The 18440-nt window shown below is 36.9% G+C and carries 22 protein-coding genes and 2 riboswitches; of the genes, 13 read left to right on the top strand and 9 right to left on the bottom strand.

Going from position 1 to position 18440, the window contains the following annotated elements:
• Nucleotides 1-223: 223 nt before the first annotated feature.
• Nucleotides 224-415: an inner spore coat protein YmaG gene (gene ymaG, locus ACR65M_RS23305; RefSeq protein ID WP_341330885.1), complete on the bottom strand. Its 192-nt coding sequence runs from the start codon at nt 413-415 to the stop codon at nt 224-226.
• Between the two features lie 545 nt (nt 416-960).
• Between ymaG and moaA the strand changes: the two genes are divergently transcribed.
• Entirely contained in the window at nt 961-1983 is a 1023-nt protein-coding gene (gene moaA, locus ACR65M_RS23300) for a GTP 3',8-cyclase MoaA (protein ID WP_440274534.1), read from the top strand.
• A gap of 48 nt (nt 1984-2031) precedes the next feature.
• Here the strand turns inward: moaA and ACR65M_RS23295 are convergent, their stop codons facing one another.
• On the bottom strand, nt 2032-2388 hold the full coding sequence (locus tag ACR65M_RS23295; protein ID WP_341330887.1) for a DUF2512 family protein: 357 nt from the start codon (nt 2386-2388) through the stop codon (nt 2032-2034).
• 61 nt (nt 2389-2449) lie between these two features.
• Nucleotides 2450-2794 (bottom strand): YqzG/YhdC family protein, encoded by a 345-nt coding sequence (locus ACR65M_RS23290; RefSeq protein WP_440274533.1) that lies wholly within the window; start codon nt 2792-2794, stop codon nt 2450-2452.
• 100 nt (nt 2795-2894) lie between these two features.
• On the opposite strand from ACR65M_RS23290, the gene ACR65M_RS23285 reads away from it, so the two are divergent.
• Both ACR65M_RS23285 and ACR65M_RS23280 read left to right on the top strand, forming a co-directional pair.
• On the top strand, nt 2895-3515 hold the full coding sequence (locus ACR65M_RS23285) for a YgaN family protein (RefSeq protein WP_440274532.1): 621 nt from the start codon (nt 2895-2897) through the stop codon (nt 3513-3515).
• Nucleotides 3516-3623: 108 nt separating this feature from the next.
• Nucleotides 3624-4232, top strand: a complete 609-nt coding sequence (locus ACR65M_RS23280; RefSeq protein ID WP_341330890.1) for a ligand-gated ion channel — start codon at nt 3624-3626, stop codon at nt 4230-4232.
• Nucleotides 4233-4278: 46 nt separating this feature from the next.
• On the opposite strand, the gene ACR65M_RS23275 is transcribed toward ACR65M_RS23280, so the two are convergent.
• Nucleotides 4279-4893, bottom strand: a complete 615-nt coding sequence (locus ACR65M_RS23275; RefSeq protein WP_440274531.1) for a hypothetical protein — start codon at nt 4891-4893, stop codon at nt 4279-4281.
• 112 nt (nt 4894-5005) lie between these two features.
• Complete coding sequence (locus ACR65M_RS23270) at nt 5006-5392, bottom strand: helix-turn-helix domain-containing protein (RefSeq protein ID WP_440274530.1); 387 nt, start codon at nt 5390-5392, stop codon at nt 5006-5008.
• 309 nt (nt 5393-5701) lie between these two features.
• On the opposite strand from ACR65M_RS23270, the gene ACR65M_RS23265 reads away from it, so the two are divergent.
• The 7 genes from ACR65M_RS23265 (at nt 5702) to ACR65M_RS23235 (ending at nt 9852) form a co-directional block, all read left to right on the top strand.
• A complete protein-coding gene (locus tag ACR65M_RS23265) occupies nt 5702-6334 on the top strand; it encodes a TasA family protein (protein WP_121447178.1) in 633 nt (210 codons plus the stop codon).
• A gap of 112 nt (nt 6335-6446) precedes the next feature.
• The gene (locus tag ACR65M_RS23260; protein WP_341330893.1) at nt 6447-7034 is read left to right on the top strand and encodes a TasA family protein; all 588 of its coding nucleotides are present in this window, start codon (nt 6447-6449) and stop codon (nt 7032-7034) included.
• Nucleotides 7035-7160: 126 nt separating this feature from the next.
• Nucleotides 7161-7931, top strand: coding sequence for an amyloid fiber anchoring/assembly protein TapA (gene tapA, locus ACR65M_RS23255; protein WP_341330894.1), 771 nt, complete (start codon nt 7161-7163; stop codon nt 7929-7931).
• On the top strand, nt 7931-8518 hold the full coding sequence (gene sipW, locus ACR65M_RS23250) for a signal peptidase I SipW (RefSeq protein WP_121447175.1): 588 nt from the start codon (nt 7931-7933) through the stop codon (nt 8516-8518). The genes tapA and sipW overlap by 1 nt, the downstream gene beginning before the upstream one ends.
• A 54-nt stretch (nt 8519-8572) precedes the next feature.
• Nucleotides 8573-9190: a TasA family protein gene (locus ACR65M_RS23245; RefSeq protein WP_341330896.1), complete on the top strand. Its 618-nt coding sequence runs from the start codon at nt 8573-8575 to the stop codon at nt 9188-9190.
• A 141-nt stretch (nt 9191-9331) separates the two neighbouring features.
• Nucleotides 9332-9628, top strand: a complete 297-nt coding sequence (locus ACR65M_RS23240; protein WP_440274529.1) for a DUF5658 family protein — start codon at nt 9332-9334, stop codon at nt 9626-9628.
• Nucleotides 9629-9642: 14 nt separating this feature from the next.
• On the top strand, nt 9643-9852 hold the full coding sequence (locus tag ACR65M_RS23235) for a hypothetical protein (protein ID WP_341330898.1): 210 nt from the start codon (nt 9643-9645) through the stop codon (nt 9850-9852).
• Between the two features lie 41 nt (nt 9853-9893).
• Here the strand turns inward: ACR65M_RS23235 and ACR65M_RS23230 are convergent, their stop codons facing one another.
• The 4 genes from ACR65M_RS23230 to ACR65M_RS23215 all read right to left on the bottom strand — a co-directional run bounded on the left by ACR65M_RS23230 (nt 9894) and on the right by ACR65M_RS23215 (nt 13487).
• On the bottom strand, nt 9894-10220 hold the full coding sequence (locus tag ACR65M_RS23230; protein ID WP_099361889.1) for a helix-turn-helix domain-containing protein: 327 nt from the start codon (nt 10218-10220) through the stop codon (nt 9894-9896).
• Nucleotides 10221-10396: 176 nt separating this feature from the next.
• Nucleotides 10397-10525: a DNA-binding anti-repressor SinI gene (locus tag ACR65M_RS23225; RefSeq protein ID WP_121447173.1), complete on the bottom strand. Its 129-nt coding sequence runs from the start codon at nt 10523-10525 to the stop codon at nt 10397-10399.
• A 30-nt stretch (nt 10526-10555) separates the two neighbouring features.
• Nucleotides 10556-10645: riboswitch (cyclic di-GMP riboswitch) on the bottom strand.
• Nucleotides 10646-11023: 378 nt separating this feature from the next.
• Nucleotides 11024-11818: a YqhG family protein gene (locus ACR65M_RS23220; protein WP_121447172.1), complete on the bottom strand. Its 795-nt coding sequence runs from the start codon at nt 11816-11818 to the stop codon at nt 11024-11026.
• Nucleotides 11796-13487 (bottom strand): DEAD/DEAH box helicase, encoded by a 1692-nt coding sequence (locus ACR65M_RS23215; RefSeq protein WP_341330899.1) that lies wholly within the window; start codon nt 13485-13487, stop codon nt 11796-11798. The genes ACR65M_RS23220 and ACR65M_RS23215 overlap by 23 nt, the downstream gene beginning before the upstream one ends.
• A 294-nt stretch (nt 13488-13781) precedes the next feature.
• Nucleotides 13782-13874, top strand: a riboswitch (glycine riboswitch).
• 326 nt (nt 13875-14200) lie between these two features.
• Between ACR65M_RS23215 and gcvT the strand changes: the two genes are divergently transcribed.
• The 3 genes from gcvT to gcvPB are packed head-to-tail and all read left to right on the top strand — an operon-like array spanning nt 14201 to nt 18131.
• The gene (gene gcvT / locus ACR65M_RS23210) at nt 14201-15304 is read left to right on the top strand and encodes a glycine cleavage system aminomethyltransferase GcvT (protein ID WP_440274528.1); all 1104 of its coding nucleotides are present in this window, start codon (nt 14201-14203) and stop codon (nt 15302-15304) included.
• 27 nt (nt 15305-15331) lie between these two features.
• Nucleotides 15332-16678 (top strand): aminomethyl-transferring glycine dehydrogenase subunit GcvPA, encoded by a 1347-nt coding sequence (gcvPA, locus tag ACR65M_RS23205; RefSeq protein WP_341330901.1) that lies wholly within the window; start codon nt 15332-15334, stop codon nt 16676-16678.
• Complete coding sequence (gcvPB, locus tag ACR65M_RS23200; RefSeq protein WP_440274527.1) at nt 16671-18131, top strand: aminomethyl-transferring glycine dehydrogenase subunit GcvPB; 1461 nt, start codon at nt 16671-16673, stop codon at nt 18129-18131. The genes gcvPA and gcvPB overlap by 8 nt, the downstream gene beginning before the upstream one ends.
• Nucleotides 18132-18440 lie beyond the last annotated feature (309 nt).

Below are 18440 nucleotides of genomic sequence, written 5' to 3'. Positions count from 1 at the left end.
ATGTCACAATACTTATCTCAAGTATTGCCATTTTGGAGGTGTTTTATATTGTCTCACTATTTTAGGTTAGTCCAGCTGACAGCATATGTGTCAGCTCTTTTTTTACAAATAGCTCCAGGCGTCATCGGCACTCTTGTCTAAGCCAATCGCAAACGAATGGTAAAAAGCCACCTTCTGCCAGCTACTCTTATGCTTGTCGGGCAGACGCCTTACGTATTACTAATTAATACCAGAAACCTCCGCCATACGGGTAGTATGGGTAATACGGTGGACGATAATATGGATATCCGCCGTAGAAATACGGATTAAGAAGGGTACTCCCAACAAGTCCTCCAACTAATCCACCTACCAAAGGTGCTCCCCAAAAAAACCGTTCCTGTCTGCCAAATCCATATGGTCTTCGATATGGTCCCATCTAATTACCTCCTGTTATTATTCTCCCACTTCGGGCACGGGATATTTCTTTCTACCGTGATTGGGCTAGAATGGCTCCTTATTCTTGCCTCACTAACATGGATATGTAACCATAGGATAGAAGTCGTGGGCGTTTGTCTACATTTTGAAAATTATTTCGCAAACCGGATTTCATGGATTATCGTTTCTATTCACAAGAATTTGTTAGTATGATAGAGTAATAGGTACTTAAAAAGTTAGGATGTTCAAAAAGTCCGGTGAAAATGACACGTCGAATTTCTGCGTAAACTGCTCCATGTACATTGTGAATTACCGGTTATGCGCTTGCGTCTACTAGATTATTCAAGATGTAAATTCCTCAGCGCAAGGCTGCGAGGGAGTTAACTCAAGCAGTTGCCTCGCTCCGGTACTCAAAGCAGCGCCGCCTTGAACTTTCGACGCACAGGACTAGTGTCGACAAGACATGAAGCCGTGGCGTTTTTGTCGACGCGGTCCCTTTCATCCTCCTTTTTGAACCTTTATTTAAAGGTAGGAGTGACAGGTTAAATGACTACAAAAAATGAAAAAATTGTTGATCAATTGAATCGACCTCTACGTGATTTGCGCATTTCTGTCACAGATCAATGCAATTTCCGTTGTTCGTATTGTATGCCTAAAGAAATCTTTGGGGATGATTATCAATTCTTAAGGCAAGGCGAATTATTATCCTATTCTGAAATTGAAACGTTGACACGAAGCTTTGTCAAACTTGGTGTGCAAAAGATTCGGTTAACTGGTGGAGAACCGTTAGTTCGAAAAAATGTCCATGAACTAGTTGAGCGTTTAACTCATATAGAAGGTATTGAAGATATTGCTCTTACAACAAATGGCATATTCTTGCCGAAATATGCAAAGCGATTGAAAGAAGCGGGCCTACAGCGTGTGAATGTTAGCCTTGATGCGATGGATAACGATATTTTTAAAGGAATGAATGGTCGTTCTGTTGGAGTGAAGCCGGTATTAGCGGGAATTGAAGCGGCACAAGAAGCCGGACTTCATGTGAAAATGAATATGGTGGTCCGAAAAGGAAAAAATGACTCGCAGATACTACCGATGGCGAGGTATTTTAAAGATAAAGGAATCACGCTTCGTTTCATCGAATTTATGGATGTTGGAACGACAAACGGTTGGAATTTTGATCAAGTCGTTTCGAAGAAAGCAATCCATGACTTAATCCATAGTGAAATGCCATTAGAACCTGTCGATGCGGATTATTTTGGAGAAGTAGCGAAGAGATATCGTTACGTAGGTACAGATGTGGAGATTGGTTTCATTTCATCTGTTACAGAGTCCTTCTGCTCAAGTTGCACCCGAGCACGAATATCGGCAGATGGAAAGCTGTATACATGCCTATTTGCAACGGCTGGCCATGATTTAAGATCATTAATTCGATCAGATGCATCCGAAAGTGAGATTGATGAAACTCTTAAGTCGATATGGCAAGTAAGACGTGATCGGTACTCTGATGAACGAACAGAGGAAACTGCGAAGAAACGTAAGAAAATTGAAATGTCTTATATAGGTGGGTAAATAGAGAAGAGGTGCAGAAATAATATGCACCTCTCTTTATTATACAACTTAAGCATGGGATCTCTCGGTTCTATCAGACCTTACTAGCCAACGGTGGATAGCTATCTCAACTAATGTAATAACAAGGGCTGTTAATATTGCGCCCCAAAGGGTGACTCTCGCACCATCGTAGAACAAGGAAAGAAAATATACTACAAGGGCTGCAGTTACAAAATCGGCAATATCTGTCATCACCGTAGTATCTCTTCTTAGCATCGCTTTCTCCATAAAATAACCAAGAATGGCTAACAGTACACCAATACCAATTGGCTGATACCATGCAACTAAATCAACACTATCAAAAATGCCAGAACAAATGGCAACAATTAAAGGTAATAAAATTAATTTCATAATAAAGTTAGTCACGGCATTCACACCTCCTTTGTTCGGTATTTTTTACATAATCGATGGATTATATGTAAAAGCACTATCGGTCTGTTTCCACAACGGTAATATTTTTAACCCGTTCAGTCTCTGGTTCAAACGTGATATTTACAAAAATACCGAATTCACGATTATCCTGCTTCAGCCAAAGTTTAAATCGTTCAACATACATCCCGTTCTTCTTATGTCTTCCAACATGTAAATAATCAACAATTTGAGCGGAAGGATAACGTTTCTGTGTCTCCTCCATCGCAAGTTTTCCCCATTTTGCATACTCCGGGACTGGCTTTTTTTGCTCAGCCGATATAGCTGCTGAATCATTGTCGATAAAAACAGTTGGAGTTAATAACAAACAAAAACTACAGCCAATCAATATTTTACGCAGCACATACAGCACCTCACTTTTACTTTAGGAATTCCCCGCAGTAGGAAAATTTATGCAGTTTAATGGAAAGCTATGGTATTATGAGAAAAAAGGGGGAGTACTAATGAGTAGGCTATTTAAAATATCGATTGGATTTCTTATTTTACTTGCTCTGATCGGCTGTAGAAATGAAAACAATCCTGCTAAGAAAGCAGATGGTGTGCTGACTCCGGTCAAACAAAATGAGAGAAATTCGCAAATCATTAGTTCACTCGGGTTCGATACACTTTTAATGTACGACCTTAACATAAAAAATGAAGAGATAAAGATGATTCATGTTTGGGTAGAGCATTTTAAAAATGGAGAAAAACAAGAAGATATCGTACGTGGGGCGACCGCAACCAACGAAGATATGACGTTGGCTTCTGCCAAAATGAATTTTAACCTGGATGACAACACTACTTATGCCCAGTGGACGTTATCGATGACCGATGGCACAGGTTCTACCACGTTGCAGTCACCAGTTATGGAAGTTGATACATCAATCGGCACTGCTCAATCTCAACTCAATGACAAAATAAATATTGAAGCAGAAAAGCCCCAAGCACTTGCGTTAATGGTTAAGGATGGCTCAAACGGTATAAGAGTTGGCTTGGATAAAGATGTGATTGAAAACACTGTAAAAGAAAACGATGAAGTGTATGTTGTAAGGGTAATGATTAGTAAAACAGAGGAATATGAATAAAAAGCGATCTTATATCGGATCGCTTTTTTGTGTGATCATTCTGCATGATTTGGACATTCTACGTGCATATTAACTTTATGTGAAAAGTTAGCTGGTAGGAGGAAAATCATGCGGAAACGAATTTTTATTTTTGCGATTTTGCTACTTAGTTCATTATTGCTTGTCAGTTGTAAAGGAGACGACAAGGCGAAAGAACAAGAGAAAAAAGAAGATCCAAAAGCAACCAAAATTCAACAAGCCGACGAACAAATCATGGATCTGGGCTCTTTAGGCTTTACAACAGAAGACCTCGTTAAAAATTGGAACGAAGCTCAAACAGAAATGAAAGATTCCGATAAAATTGAACAATTGAATGTAAGAAATGGAGAATTCAAACACGATGTCAACAACGGAATGATTCTTGAAGGAATCGTAAATGAAACAACAAATGAAGTCGTTCGTTTATCAATCGTGAAAAAAGACGTGGAATCAGACAACCTCAGCACTACGTTAGATAAATATGAAGACACAATTGCTGCATTCTTCTTATTGGTTGCCGTCACAAACACAGAAGAGGCAGTCAAAGAAGAGGATATTGGAAAAGTAACATATAAATTGGGACTCCTTCGTGACAAGGATAAAAAAATCAACGGAACCGCAACGCTGAACAACATTACGTATAAAGCCCAGGAGAATGAAAGAGGGTTAGTAATATCAGCGTTGGAGAAGACGGATTAAATGAAAAAACCTTGTAAGGATTGTTCCTTTCAAGGTTTTTTCAACATTATTCTCCTTTTTCTTTTAACAAAACTGTCTTTAGTTCTTCAACAACAGCATCAAATTCATTGCCTTCAGTTTCAATGCCATGTGATTTTGCTGTTTCGAGAATTTGCTTTCTCCTAGAATCTGGTTTCATTCGTAGTTCTTCGTATTTATTAGAGGAAGGCTTTATTAACTCGGGTTTCTCCCTATACGTTTCTTTAAGTTCTGTTATAAGGGCTTCCTCTGATTTACCTTCAACTTTAATTCCCGCTTCTTTAGCCTTCTCTTGGAGCATTATAGAACGAATTTCGGCTTGAATTTCCTCTGAATCCTTACCTTCAGTTTTAATACCTAAATCCTTTGCTAGATTGTTTGTATAATTATCAAATTGTTCACTCTCCCTAGCTTGGCTACGAAGATCACTCGTGGAATCTGAAGTTGTTGTTTCTTCGGTAGTTTCATTTTCCTGTTCGTTCATACTTGAGTCCTTCACTCTAGTATCATCAGAAGGTACTAAAACCTCGCGTTCTTGTTTGACGTCAATATCTGTATCTTCACTTGCTAATACGGGTATTAATTGTGTGGAGCCTAAACAAAGTACAACGATTATACCAGTTATCACTATTCCTTTTTTCATTGATTTCACACTCTCTCCTCTCATCTGTTATAAATAGTTAAACCAAATCATTCGACATGTTACATCTTCACTATTTCCATTGTTATATACTTTTATTACTCGGAATCTAAATTCAACATTTTTTTGTCACGTTATCAATATTATTCCCTCCTTTGTTTTTTATGTGACCATTTTTCCAGTTGCTAAATTTTATATAGTTTTGAAACTCTCTGAAGTCCTCTTTGCTTAATCCGTCATCAATTGCATTCCTTAAGAGCTTGGTCCACTCTTGATCAAGTGGTTCATTAGAATGAGGAATCGTTCTTTCTTCTCCTAATAAAAATTCAATATTTGTATCGAGTGGCTTTGAAATCTTAGTTAAGAATTGAATAGAAGGATTTTTTTGTACATCTCGTTCAATATAGCTTAAATATGACTTTGAAACTCCAGCGCGTTTTGCAAGCTCTGTAATCGTGAGACTTTTCTGCCTTCGTAATTCTTTAATCCTCGAACCGATCATCTTCCTTCTCCTTCGTTAATTTGAATACTTACACGTTCATTATAAGGAACTTATTGTTCTTAATAAAATAATAAAATAGTAAGGAAATAAGAGATATTACGAGAAAACGAACGATATACGTTCTTTATTAAGAAAAAATGACTGATTTTGGGATTTTTCAAATATAAGACTTATGGGCTATACTCACATTGTAAGTTCGTTACAAAGAACACAAATGAACTTTACTAAGTACAGTTCTGGTTGATCTCCTTATCAATACATAAGGATTCAATATAAAAATTTATAAGAGAAAAAGAGGAGGAAACAAAAATGAGTTTGAAAAAGAAATTAGGTTTAGGGGTAGCATCAGCAGCACTAGGATTATCACTAATCGGGGGAGGAACATTTGCGTACTTCAGCGACACAGAAGTATCACACAATGAATTTACAGCTGGTACATTAGATTTAGCAGTAAACCCATCAGTTGTAATTGATGTTGAAAACATCAAGCCTGGAGATATAATGGTTCGTGAATTCCTATTAGAAAACAATGGTTCTTTAGATATTTCATCAGTTGATTTAGCTACAGCTTATAACGTTGTAGATGCAAAAGGTGATAATGTTGACGACTTTGGTAAACACATTAAGGTGCTATTCCTTGAAAATGCTGATAAAACAGGTGATGGTTGGGTTATCGGAGATTATAATGATGTAATTGCAGAAACTACATTGTATGATCTTCAAAATATGGAACCAGATGCAGTTGAAAACGTACAAGGCTTCTTTACCCACTTATTTGGATTAAACGGTGAAGGTGATGGTTTAGAGAATGGTACTAGTGACCAAATGTATGTTGCATTCGAATTTGTTGACAATGGTGCAGATCAAAACGAATTCCAAGGTGATACTTTAAAACTAGATTGGACATTTACTGCTCATCAAACTGAAGGGGAATTAAAATAATATTTCATAATTGAAAAGGGGAAGGGGATTCTATCTCCTTCCTTGTATACATACTAGTTACAATAATCTTGTGAAAAACGTTATTTATAGGGAGAAAAAAGGGGAAACGAAGATGAGTATGAAGAAAAAATTAGGACTAACTGCCGCAACAGCTATTCTAGGATTAGGACTTATTGGTGGGGGAACATTTGCTTATTTTAGCGACACTGAGGTATCAAATAATTCGTTTGCTGCTGGAACATTAGACTTAGAGCTAAAAAGTACTGATGACAGTGCATATGTTGATTTAAGTGTTGATAATATGAAGCCAGGTGATTGGACAATTAAACAACTTCGCTTATATAGCGAAGGTTCACTCAAAATTAAAGATGTAAAAATGAACGTTGATTACACAGTGTCTGATACAAATGGTGACAATGCTGGGGAAGATTTCGCAGATCATATTCTAGTAAGAATTAGTGAAAATAGACAAAATGGTCCAGTTGTACTTGATTGGACACCACTTTCTGAAATTGAAGATTTAGTTGTTGCTGAAGATTTAAACTCTAAAACAGGTCCATTAAATAATTCGGACAGACAAGTATTAATTTTCAACTATAAGTTCGATGATAATGGTGCGGATCAAAATAAATTCCAAGATGACAAATTAGATTTCCAATTGATTTTCGATGCTAGTCAACAAGATGGGGAACTTAGATAGCTACTAATAGGGGAGGAGAGCCCTCTCCTTCCTGTTTTATATATATTTATGAAAGCATAGCACCTGAGTTGTTTTCATAAATATATATAAATCCAGAATTGCGAATTTGAAGGGGCTGAGATAGCATTGCGAAAAACAAGTAGATTACTAAGAGAAATGAATAAAAGATATAAAAAATACAAAATCATATTTAAGGCTGCCCTTGTATTTTATATTCTAATATTCGCTATGAATTATTTTACTTCAACAACAACGGCATATTTCACTTCTAAATCACAAGGTAATATCTTAATTACTGCAGGTGAATGGTCGCCACCAGATAATAGTAATCTTGTATTCCCTGAGCCAGCTAACGATAATCTAAAAGCATGTCCGGCAGATATGGAAGTTATTTTAAGAAATACTGGAAGCGACATGACGACACAAAGTATTTATGAAATATATTTCACTTCAGAGAATGGAAAGCCTAAAAATCAAGGTGAAAAAATTTATGAAGGTGTTATTCCAATTCTAAAAAGTGGAGAAGAGATTACGTTAACACATAAAACAAGTAATGAAGGATTTTATGAGTTTAAAGCTATTCAAACGAATAAACAGTTTGATGATGCATGGAGCAAAAAGAAGCTCAAAGTAAAATGCATGAACAACAATTCTAATCAAAATGACAATTCTAATGAAACAATCGAAGTTGAAACGGAAGAGCCAGTTATTGAAAAAACTAAGGAAAATAATATAGAACCTGAAAATGAACAACAAAGTAATGAAGTATCCAGTGAGGAACCAACAGAAGTTACAAATGAAGAAGCAACATCTGATGGGATGGTAGGAACAACTGGTGATTCAACTGAAATTGCGAATGATATCATAGATGATAATAAAGAGGAGAAGGATGAATAATGAATAAAAAGAAGGTAATTAAGAAGTGGATTAATCATATTGTCACGAGCTTGCTCGTACTATTATTAATAGGGGTAGCAGCTTTGGTAGTTTCAAATAAAATCTCAGGTGGGGAACCAACAATTTTTGGTTACCAACTTAAAACTGTATTATCAGGGTCAATGGAACCAGGAATCAAAACAGGATCTATTATCGCAGTAAAAACAGGCGGAGATATGACGCGGTTTAAAGAAGGTGACGTAATCACCTTTATGGAAGAAGATGAAAAACTCATCACTCACAGAATTACTGAAGTCCTAAAAAACGAGAATCAAGTGATGTATAAAACAAAAGGGGATAATAACAATACAGAAGATATTAATCCAGTATTAGCTCAAAATGTAGTAGCCGAATATCGTGGATTAACGATTCCTTATCTTGGATATTTTGCTGATTTTGCAAGTTCAAAAAATGGAACAATCATATTAATGATAGTCCCAGGGGTTTTGATCTTCCTATATTCTATTTTCTCACTTTGGAGAACAATTTCAAAAATTGATATAAGCAATAAAACAAAAGATGCTATCGAAGAAACAAAAACTAATTAAGGATCAATATTCTTTAAATATTGATCCCCTTCTAGGGAAGGAAGGGAGCAAATAATGAAGTTAGGTAAGAGTTTTATTAGAATAATATATTTTATGACAGTGTGTACTCTTCTATTTTTTTTTCTAGCAAATCAAGTTAAAGCATCTCCATCTAACAACAATAAAGAAATAGATATCAATACAACACCTGAAAAAGTATTATTTGATGTTGATAATTTTAAACCGGGAGACTGGGCAACTAGAACATTAATCATAAAAAATAGTGGTACTGAGGATTTTAACTATTTAACTTCAGCAGATCGAAAGTCAGGATCGAAAGAATTGTATGAGGAGTTATTTCTAACTATTTCTGATAAGAATGGAGATATTTTCAAAGGAAAATTGGGGAATTTTAAAAAAATAGATCCTAGACCAATAGTAAGTGGTCAACAAGAGGAACTAATATTTACGGTAGAATTTCCTCCACATTTAGGGAATGAGTACCAGGGTTTAGCAACTGAAGTGGAAATGAAGTTCTATGCAGAAGGTACTTTAGGTGGAGTCCTTCCTGTTGATGGACCTAAATTGCCTGAGACTGGTACTAACACCTTTAATATACTAATTGCTGGTATAATTTTAGCTTTAGGTGGAGGTTTTATATTTTACTACCTGAGAAAACGTTTAAGATCGTGATTGATAGATATTTAATTTAATAGGGAGTATATTCGTTCGTGTATTCTTTATTGAGAATGAATAAAAGCGGATCATAGGATATATCTGAATAAGTTCTCAATATTAACTTAACTTTATTAATGATGATTTGCGAGGTTTCCAATGAAATTTATCCTCATTTTGCTAGCTTTTTTAAATCTCATAGACGCATTTATCACCCATTTCGGAATCCTTGGCGGCCATATATCAGAAGCCAACCCGTTAATGTACACAATATACGAAATCCATCCGGTCTTATTTTTACTTATAAAAGCAATGCTTTCTTTATGTTTGATTTCACTTTATTTTATCATTCGTATCCCAGTGAACCGATTAATTCGTTCTTTATCCTATGTAGCCACTGCTTTATATGCATATGTTTTTATCCTCCATGGCTATTGGATTACTCAAATTTTCTAAATGGAGGAGTCTCTATGTATACAAAAACATGTTCAAGATGTTATCGACCATCTTTTAGGAGCAGTAAACAAGGTAAATGGAACTGTCCAATTTGTAATCATAATCTCGCAACATTTCGTGCCCGTGATGCTGGAGAAGCATATCCTTCATCATTACAGAAAAAATACCCAATTCCTCAACAATCTGAATCCCACAGTAATACCACTTTCGATACATACATATAAAATAAAAAATGCTTCAGGCAACCAATGTGCCGAAGCATTTTCTATTTATTATCCATCTTCCATTTGTTGAATTCTAAGAATGATCGAAATTCCTCTTTGGAAACTCCTGATTTCATTGCCTCGCGTACTAGTCTAGTCCATTCTGAATCAAGTTCTACACTTTCAGGTTCTGATTGTTCATGGAGCAATTCGTTGACTGTAACTCCTAATACTGTAGATATTTTTTCAAGAAATTGGATAGAAGGGTTTGATTGGAGATTCCGTTCGATTGAGCTCAAGTATGATTTGGCAACTCCAGCGCGATCTGCTAGTTCAGATAGGGATAATTGTTTTTGCAAACGAAATGTTTTGATACGTTGACCAATCATTCTTTCTCACCTTCCTTCATATACCTATTATAGCATATAACGAAGTAAATGTTTTATAACAAGAACACAAAAAACTGAAAAATAAAAAGGAACCCGATAATTTAGGTTCCCTCGCATCCTTATGTTTCCAATCCGTAGCTTCAAAAGGTTATTGTTATATGTATAGATAAGGTCCGTTATGCTGTTTTACTTTGGAGGAAAGCTTGAATATCCTGGACGCTCATTCCCATCTCCACTGCTTCTAATATAAGGTCGATCCAATCTTGATCCAATTGCTCATCTTTGTTTTGTACTTCATTTAACATTTCGTTTCCTCCCAAAATACAATTAGTATTCCAGGCAGTCCAGCCGTCTTAATTGTTACGTCCAATCTTAGACCTGTGACTTTGCGTCCCTATTTTTCAATAGGTTTGCCTTTGTCTGTTCGAATGTTAGCCGTCTACCTAAAACGATAGTCTCTTATGTATAGAACCTTTGTATTACATTTAGAAGTATAAAACATGAAAATGAAATTTTCTGTAAAAATCTGTCGATGTCAAAATATTTACAAAACACGAAATATAGTTCGTCCGACCAATCGAATTTTAGTAGTTTTACTCTATTTATGTAGAATATACTCGAATTATAGGGATTTAGACCTATAAAATGTAAACTTAATGAAGTGGTTGGTTAATACATAGTGATATTCTAACCAGGTTTTTTGTAAAATTACCAAAAAATTGTAAGGAATTTGTCGAACGATTTCTTTTAAAATACCCTCAAAAAAATAGTACCTACCCTCGGAAGGTGAGGATAGGTCAATTTTACATCGTGTTTTGACAAAGATAAAACAACCCGCCATTGATAATTTCGACAAGAACTTTCGGTTCGTATTGCTCTTTGAGTGCTTCTTTTTCAATTTCATAGCTTTCAGGTTTTTCTTCGATGCCCTCATAAAAGGAATTTAGCAAGGCTAAATCTTCGTCCCAGCGCTGCCTTGCTTCATCTGCCCAAGAGTGGTCCTGAGTTTCAACATACCCTCGCACATATTGCTGGAGACGGTTAATTCCACTTTGTGGCTTAACAAGCGGTGACATTGTATACGTATGATCAGGTATCTTAGGAGTAAGCGGCAACTTTTCAACTTTTTCTTGGAAATCTTCAACAATGATTCCATTAATAAGCTGTAACCCGAGTGACATCAGCACATCACGCTTGCGGTCACTCTTGTATGAAATTTTTACATTCAACCCAAGCCACGGGAAAAGAGGGGTATTCCCTTGTGCACCGGGCGGTGATTGCTGATACAAGCGTATATAACTTGCGAGCTTTTTCGTCGATTCAAAAATCTGATGTAAACGGGGGGCACCAAAATGAATAAAGTCGCCCTTCACATTGTCAGGCGTTTGATCCCGATCTGTAATTAATGTAAGCTTCATCGGATTTGGAGTTCCGCCTGTTTTTTCAACATATGTCCAATAAAAAGGTCGATTCATTAATTGCTTATCTAAATCAACGGTTAATTGTACGGTCATATATCCGGGATGACGTTCAAGAATTTCACAATGGTTTGAAACAAAATAATTCTCAAGAAAGTTAACTATTTCCTGTTGCTGCATGCTGCTCACCACCATTTTGTTCTTCAAAGCTTATGATAGAAGTTAAATTTTCCATCTTAATTTTCATTTCACCCTCACTCCGCGAACGAAGCATGATATCCTGAATATGGTCTTCGATGTTACCGAGATCCAATCTTGTTAGGATATCATCCAATTGTCCAATCACACGCTCAAACAGATTAATTTTTTCATATAATAGCTTTAAAATATGCTCTTCAACCGTGTTCTTTGTTGCGAAATTATAAATATGAACATCTTTTTCCTGGCCAAGGCGGTGAATACGCCCAATCCGTTGCTCAAGCCTCATTGGATTCCAAGGGAGGTCATAATTAATAATGTGGTTACAGAATTGTAGGTTAATTCCTTCACCACCAGCTTCTGTTGCAATCAAGACCTGGAACTTACCTTTAAACAATTCTCTCATCCAATCTTTTTTCCCGCGTTTAAATCCACCTCTAAATGGAACAGATGAAATTCCATTCTGTTGCAGAAACCATTGTAAATACATTTGGGTTGCACGGTATTCGGTGAAAATGATGACTTTATCATCGATTTGTTTGATTAATTCAACCGCTTTTTCAGCCTTAGAATTTTGTGTAACCTGTTCGACCTTTTTCATGAGGCCCATCACCATATCCTCAGGGACCGCGCTACTTCCGTCTTCATTCTTTTTCTCAAGCATTTTCTTCAACGTAAAATATACAGCCTCTCGACTACTACAAGCCTCTCTTTGTAAGGTTAAGATTGAGAACATACTGGATGCAAAGCCTGAAAAGCTAGACCGATAGGCAGAAATGGCATCATATAGTTCCTGTTCAGTCTCAGAAAATTCAATTGGCACTGTTTCCACCTTGCGTTTTGTCCACTCAATTCCTGTATCGTCACGGCGATTGCGGATCATCACCTTATTCACTAATTCTTTCAAGTGCTCATGGTCATCGATTGAGCGACTCTTCTTTCCGAATGATTCTTCAAAATTCTCCTGATTCCCTAAGTGCCCAGGCTTAAGCAGTGACACCAGATTAAAAATTTCATCAATGCGGTTTTGAATCGGAGTAGCTGTTAATAGTAGGCAAAACTTCTTTTTCAGGTTTTGAACAAATTCATAGTTTTTTGTTTTGTTGTTTTTAAGCTTGTGAGCTTCATCGATAATGATCAAATCATAATCCTGTTCATACACGATTTCCCGATGTGGGCTTCTTTTTGCCGTATCGATTGACGAAACAATTACATCATATTGCTCCCACATATAGCTCTTTTTTTGCTGCACGGCTGGAATGTAAAACTTCTGATTTAATTCTGATGCCCATTGTGATACAAGTGATGCAGGAACAAGGATTAATACCTTCTTCACCAGACCACGAATCATATATTCTTTCAAAATGAGGCCAGCTTCTATTGTTTTTCCAAGTCCAACCTCATCTGCTAAAATGGCTTTTCCGTTCATTTTTTCTACCACTTGCTTTGCAACTTCAAGCTGATGTGGTAATGGTGTTAGCTGTGGTAAATGCTTAGGTGCCTGAAGTCCTTCGAATTCAGGTATCGACTGGTGTTTTTCTACTTCGTATGCAAGTTTATATAACTCCCAGTTCGCCCAAGGACCGTCATCGTCAATTCGTTGCAGAAAGTCACCTTGCCACGACTGATCAAATTCAAAATCGACATTCATAAAATTACAGTCCTTTCTCAGTTGAGATATATAATATAGAAGAAAGTAAGGTTTTTCTTAAAATCCGAACGTTTTTCCATTAAAATAAATTAATGTTAAGAAAATAAGTTATTGCTCAAATCTCAAGATGATGGTAGGATGAAGGTAGTTCGAAAACGCTTCTCTACGCTATTCAGTAGGGATTAGTAAATTAAATTAAATGATAAAATAAGAGCTTTTGGGCTTGGACATGATAAATTTTCCATAGTCGTTTCGTTAGTATTACCAAAAAAATGAAAAATATGAAGACCGCGAATGAGAACAAGGGGAGAGACTACATCTATGTAGCGCCGAAGGAGCAAGCAAGCCGATTGTGAATCTCTCAGGCAAAAAGACTCTTGTTTGACGCAACTCTGGAGAGAGCCGATAAATTTCAGGGCATTAGAAGCAAGAAGATCGAGGAAGTGAAGTTTTGAGGATCGGAGCGTATTAAAAAATACGTGAGGACCGGAATAACGAACTGACGAAGAGATTCGCCGCTGATAATGATCTGAATGGCCACCAAAGGGGCAAACCTAATTGAACCTTAATTAGGTAAACTTTCAGGTGCAAGGACAGAGACTTCACAATGCTGTGGAGTTTATCTGTCCTTTTTTGCATTTTCAGAATCTTTCGCTTATGATGCAAAAACCCAAGTAGCTTTTTAAAACGATGAATGTTAAGGAGGAATTCGGTTGTCTGAATTAAAACGAACACCACTATTTGATGAATATCAAAAGCATGGCGCCAAAACAATTGATTTTGGCGGATGGGATCTTCCAGTCCAATTTTCAAGTATTAAAGAGGAACATGAAGCGGTTCGTACAAAAGCAGGTCTTTTTGATGTTTCACACATGGGTGAAATTGATGTGAAAGGAAAGGACAGCTTAGCTTTTCTCCAAAAAATGATGACAAATGATGCTTCACTTTTAAAAGATGGCGCAACACAATATACAGCAATGTGCTATGAAAATGGTGGAACGGTTGATGACCTATTAATCTATAAAAAATCTGATGACCACTACCTACTCGTTGTAAATGCTTCAAATACAGACAAAGATTTTGACTGGCTTAAACAGCATGTCTTTGGTGATGTGGATGTCGTTAACATCTCGAATGAGATAGGCCAAATAGCAATTCAAGGGCCACTAGCTGAAGCAGTATTACAAAAGATTTCGAACACTGACTTAAGTGAAATCAAGTTTTTTAAATTCCAAGATGATGTTGAAATCGCTGGAAAGAAAACACTTGTATCAAGAACAGGATACACAGGCGAAGATGGTTTTGAAGTCTATTGCCACGCTGAAGACACAGCTGCGTTATGGAATGCTATTTTAGAAGCTGGAGAACCAGAAGGTGTTTTACCATGCGGACTAGGTGCACGTGATACATTGCGATTTGAAGCAAATCTTGCGCTTTATGGACAAGAACTTTCAAAGGATATCACGCCAATCGAAGCAGGAATCGGTTTTGCGGTTAAGCCGAATAAAGAGGCCGACTTTATTGGTAAAGAAGTATTAAAACAGCAAAAGGCTGAAGGTGCTCCTCGTAAAATCGTAGGAATTGAAATGATCGACAAAGGAATTCCTCGACATGGCTATGAAGTTTATATTGAAGACGAGCAAGTGGGTGAGGTTACAACCGGAACTCAATCGCCAACGCTTCAAAAAAATATCGGTTTAGTTCTTATTAAATCAGAGCATGCCGAATTAGGAAAAGAAGTTGAAGTTCAAGTTCGTAAAAAACGCCTTAAAGCGGTAATAGTAGCAACGCCATTTTATAAGCGACCTAAAAAATAAACGGATAATTGGGAAAGGGGTACATCAATGAAACATCGTTATTTACCAATGACGGAACAAGATAAAAACGAAATGCTTCAGTCAATCGGCGTATCTACAGTCGATGAGCTTTTTAATGATATTCCAGAAAGTGTTCGATTTAAAGGCGAATACAACATCAAGAAGGCAAAATCAGAATCAGCTTTAATGAAGGAACTTTCTGTACTTGCAGCAAAAAATGCTGATTTACGCCACAATGCGTCTTTTTTAGGAGCAGGTGTGTATGATCACTACATGCCAGTAATCGTAGATCATGTTCTTTCACGTTCAGAATTTTATACAGCATATACACCATACCAACCAGAAATTTCTCAAGGTGAGTTACAAGCCATTTTTGAATTCCAAACAATGATCTGTGAGCTTACTGGAATGGATGTAGCAAACTCTTCTATGTATGACGGTGGAACTTCACTTGCAGAAGCAGCGATGTTAGCTTCAGGACATACAAAAAATAAAAAAGTCCTAGTTTCACAGGGAGTACACCCAGAATCAAGATTAGTACTTGAAACATATGCAAAGGGTCAATACATTGAGGTTGTTGAAGTTCCAACAAAGAACGGTGTTACTGACGTAGAAGCATTAAACTCTCTAATGGATAAAGATGTAGCTTGTGTTATTCTTCAATATCCAAATTTCTTTGGTCAAATTGAACCATTAAAAGAAATTGAAGCAGTTGCTCATACAGGTAAAAGCATGTTCGTTGTATCAAGCAACCCGTTAGCACTTGGAGCATTAACACCTCCTGGCAAGCTTGGTGCTGATATCGTGGTTGGGGATGCACAGCCGTTTGGTATCCCAGCTGCATTTGGTGGACCACACTGTGGATATTTTGCAGTAACATCAAAACTTATGCGTAAAGTACCTGGCCGTTTAGTAGGTCAGACAGTAGACGAACAAGGAAAACGTGGCTTTGTATTAACACTTCAAGCACGTGAACAACATATTCGACGTGACAAAGCTACTTCAAATATTTGTTCGAACCAAGCGCTTAACGCATTAGCAGCATCGGTTGCTATGACAGCATTAGGTAAAAAAGGTGTAAAAGAGATTTCAACTCAAAACATTCAAAAAGCCTATTATGCTAAACAACAATTTGCAGCAAATGGTTTTGAAATTGCATTTGAAGGGCCATTCTTCAATGAATTTGTTGTAAAAGTAGGTAAATCAGTTAAAGAAGCGAACGCTCGTTTATTAGAAAATGGAATTATCGGTGGATATGATTTAGGTCGTGACTACCCAGAATTAGAGGGTCATATGTTAGTAGCAGTTACTGAGCTTCGTACAAAAGAAGAGATTGATACTCTTGTAAAAGAATTGGGGGATAGCCATGAATAAGCAAGATCAACCATTAATTTTTGAACTATCTAAACCAGGCCGAATTGGTTATAGTTTGCCAGATTTAGACGTACCTGAAATCAACATTGCTGAAGTTATCCCTAGTGACTATCTTCGAGTAGAGGAGCCAGAACTACCGGAAGTATCAGAATTAGATATCATGCGTCACTATACTGCATTGTCCAAGCGTAACCACGGGGTGGACTCAGGATTCTATCCATTAGGTTCATGTACAATGAAATACAATCCGAAAATAAATGAAAATGTTGCACGATTCAATGGATTTGCCCACATCCATCCATTACAAGATGAAAGTACTGTCCAAGGTGCAATGGAATTAATGTATGATCTTCAAGAACACCTAAAAGAAATCACTGGTATGGATGAAGTTACCCTTCAACCAGCGGCTGGTGCCCATGGTGAGTGGACTGGATTAATGATGATTCGTGCGTACCACGAAGCAAACAATGACTCAGCTCGTACGAAAGTAATCGTTCCAGACTCTGCACATGGTACAAACCCGGCATCTGCGACAGTTGCAGGCTTTGAAACCATTACAGTAAAATCCAATGAAGACGGACTAGTTGATTTAGAGGATTTACGTCGCGTAGTAGGACCAGACACTGCGGCATTAATGTTAACAAACCCTAATACATTAGGTCTGTTTGAAGAAAATATTCTAGAAATGACAGAAATTATTCACTCTGCCGGTGGTAAAGTGTATTATGACGGTGCAAACCTAAATGCGGTTTTAAGTAAGGCGCGCCCTGGCGACATGGGATTTGACGTTGTTCACTTAAACCTACACAAAACCTTTACTGGTCCACATGGCGGTGGTGGCCCAGGTTCTGGCCCAGTTGGTGTGAAAGAAGATCTCATTCCATACCTTCCTAAACCAGTACTAGTTAAAACAGAAGAAGGTTATCAGTTTGATAATAACCGTCCACATTCTATCGGACGCGTAAAACCATACTATGGAAACTTTGGAATCAATGTTCGTGCATATACGTACATTCGTTCAATGGGGCCAGATGGACTTAAAGCTGTAACTGAAAATGCGGTTATCAATGCAAACTACATGATGCGTCGCCTAGAACCATATTTTGACCTACCATATGATAGACATTGTAAACACGAATTTGTCATTTCAGGTAGACGTCAAAAGAAATTGGGTGTTCGTACATTAGATATCGCAAAACGATTACTCGATTTTGGTTATCACCCACCAACTATCTACTTCCCATTAAATGTTGAGGAATGTATGATGATTGAACCAACTGAAACAGAATCTAAGGAAACACTGGATGACTTCATCGAAGCCATGATCCAAATTGCAAAAGAAGCAGAAGAGAATCCAGAGATCGTTCAAGAAGCTCCACATACAACAGTTGTAAGCCGACTTGATGAAACATTAGCAGCTAGAAAACCTGTTTTACGATATCAAAAACAATAAGTATATATAGAAGAGACTCGTCCTAATTTGGATGAGTCTCTTTTTTACCATTAATTACCGTGATATAAACTGTTGAAAAATATACGTAGGGCTGATAATATAGATTAAGTCATCACGACAACGTGATTGATTGAGTCACAACTTATAAAGAAGAAAAATACTTCTTAAAAAAGTTGTTGACATGAAATGTTGTTTGATGATATATTATTAAAGTCGCTTTTGAGCGGCGCTAAAAAAGTTCTTTGAAAACTGAACACAATACAAGCGTCAACGTTTAATTCTAAAGTAACAAATTATTGAGCAATCAAT

The sequence above is a fragment of the Ferdinandcohnia sp. SAFN-114 genome (genome assembly GCF_059415045.1).
This window is presented reverse-complemented; position numbering and strand designations above follow the sequence as displayed.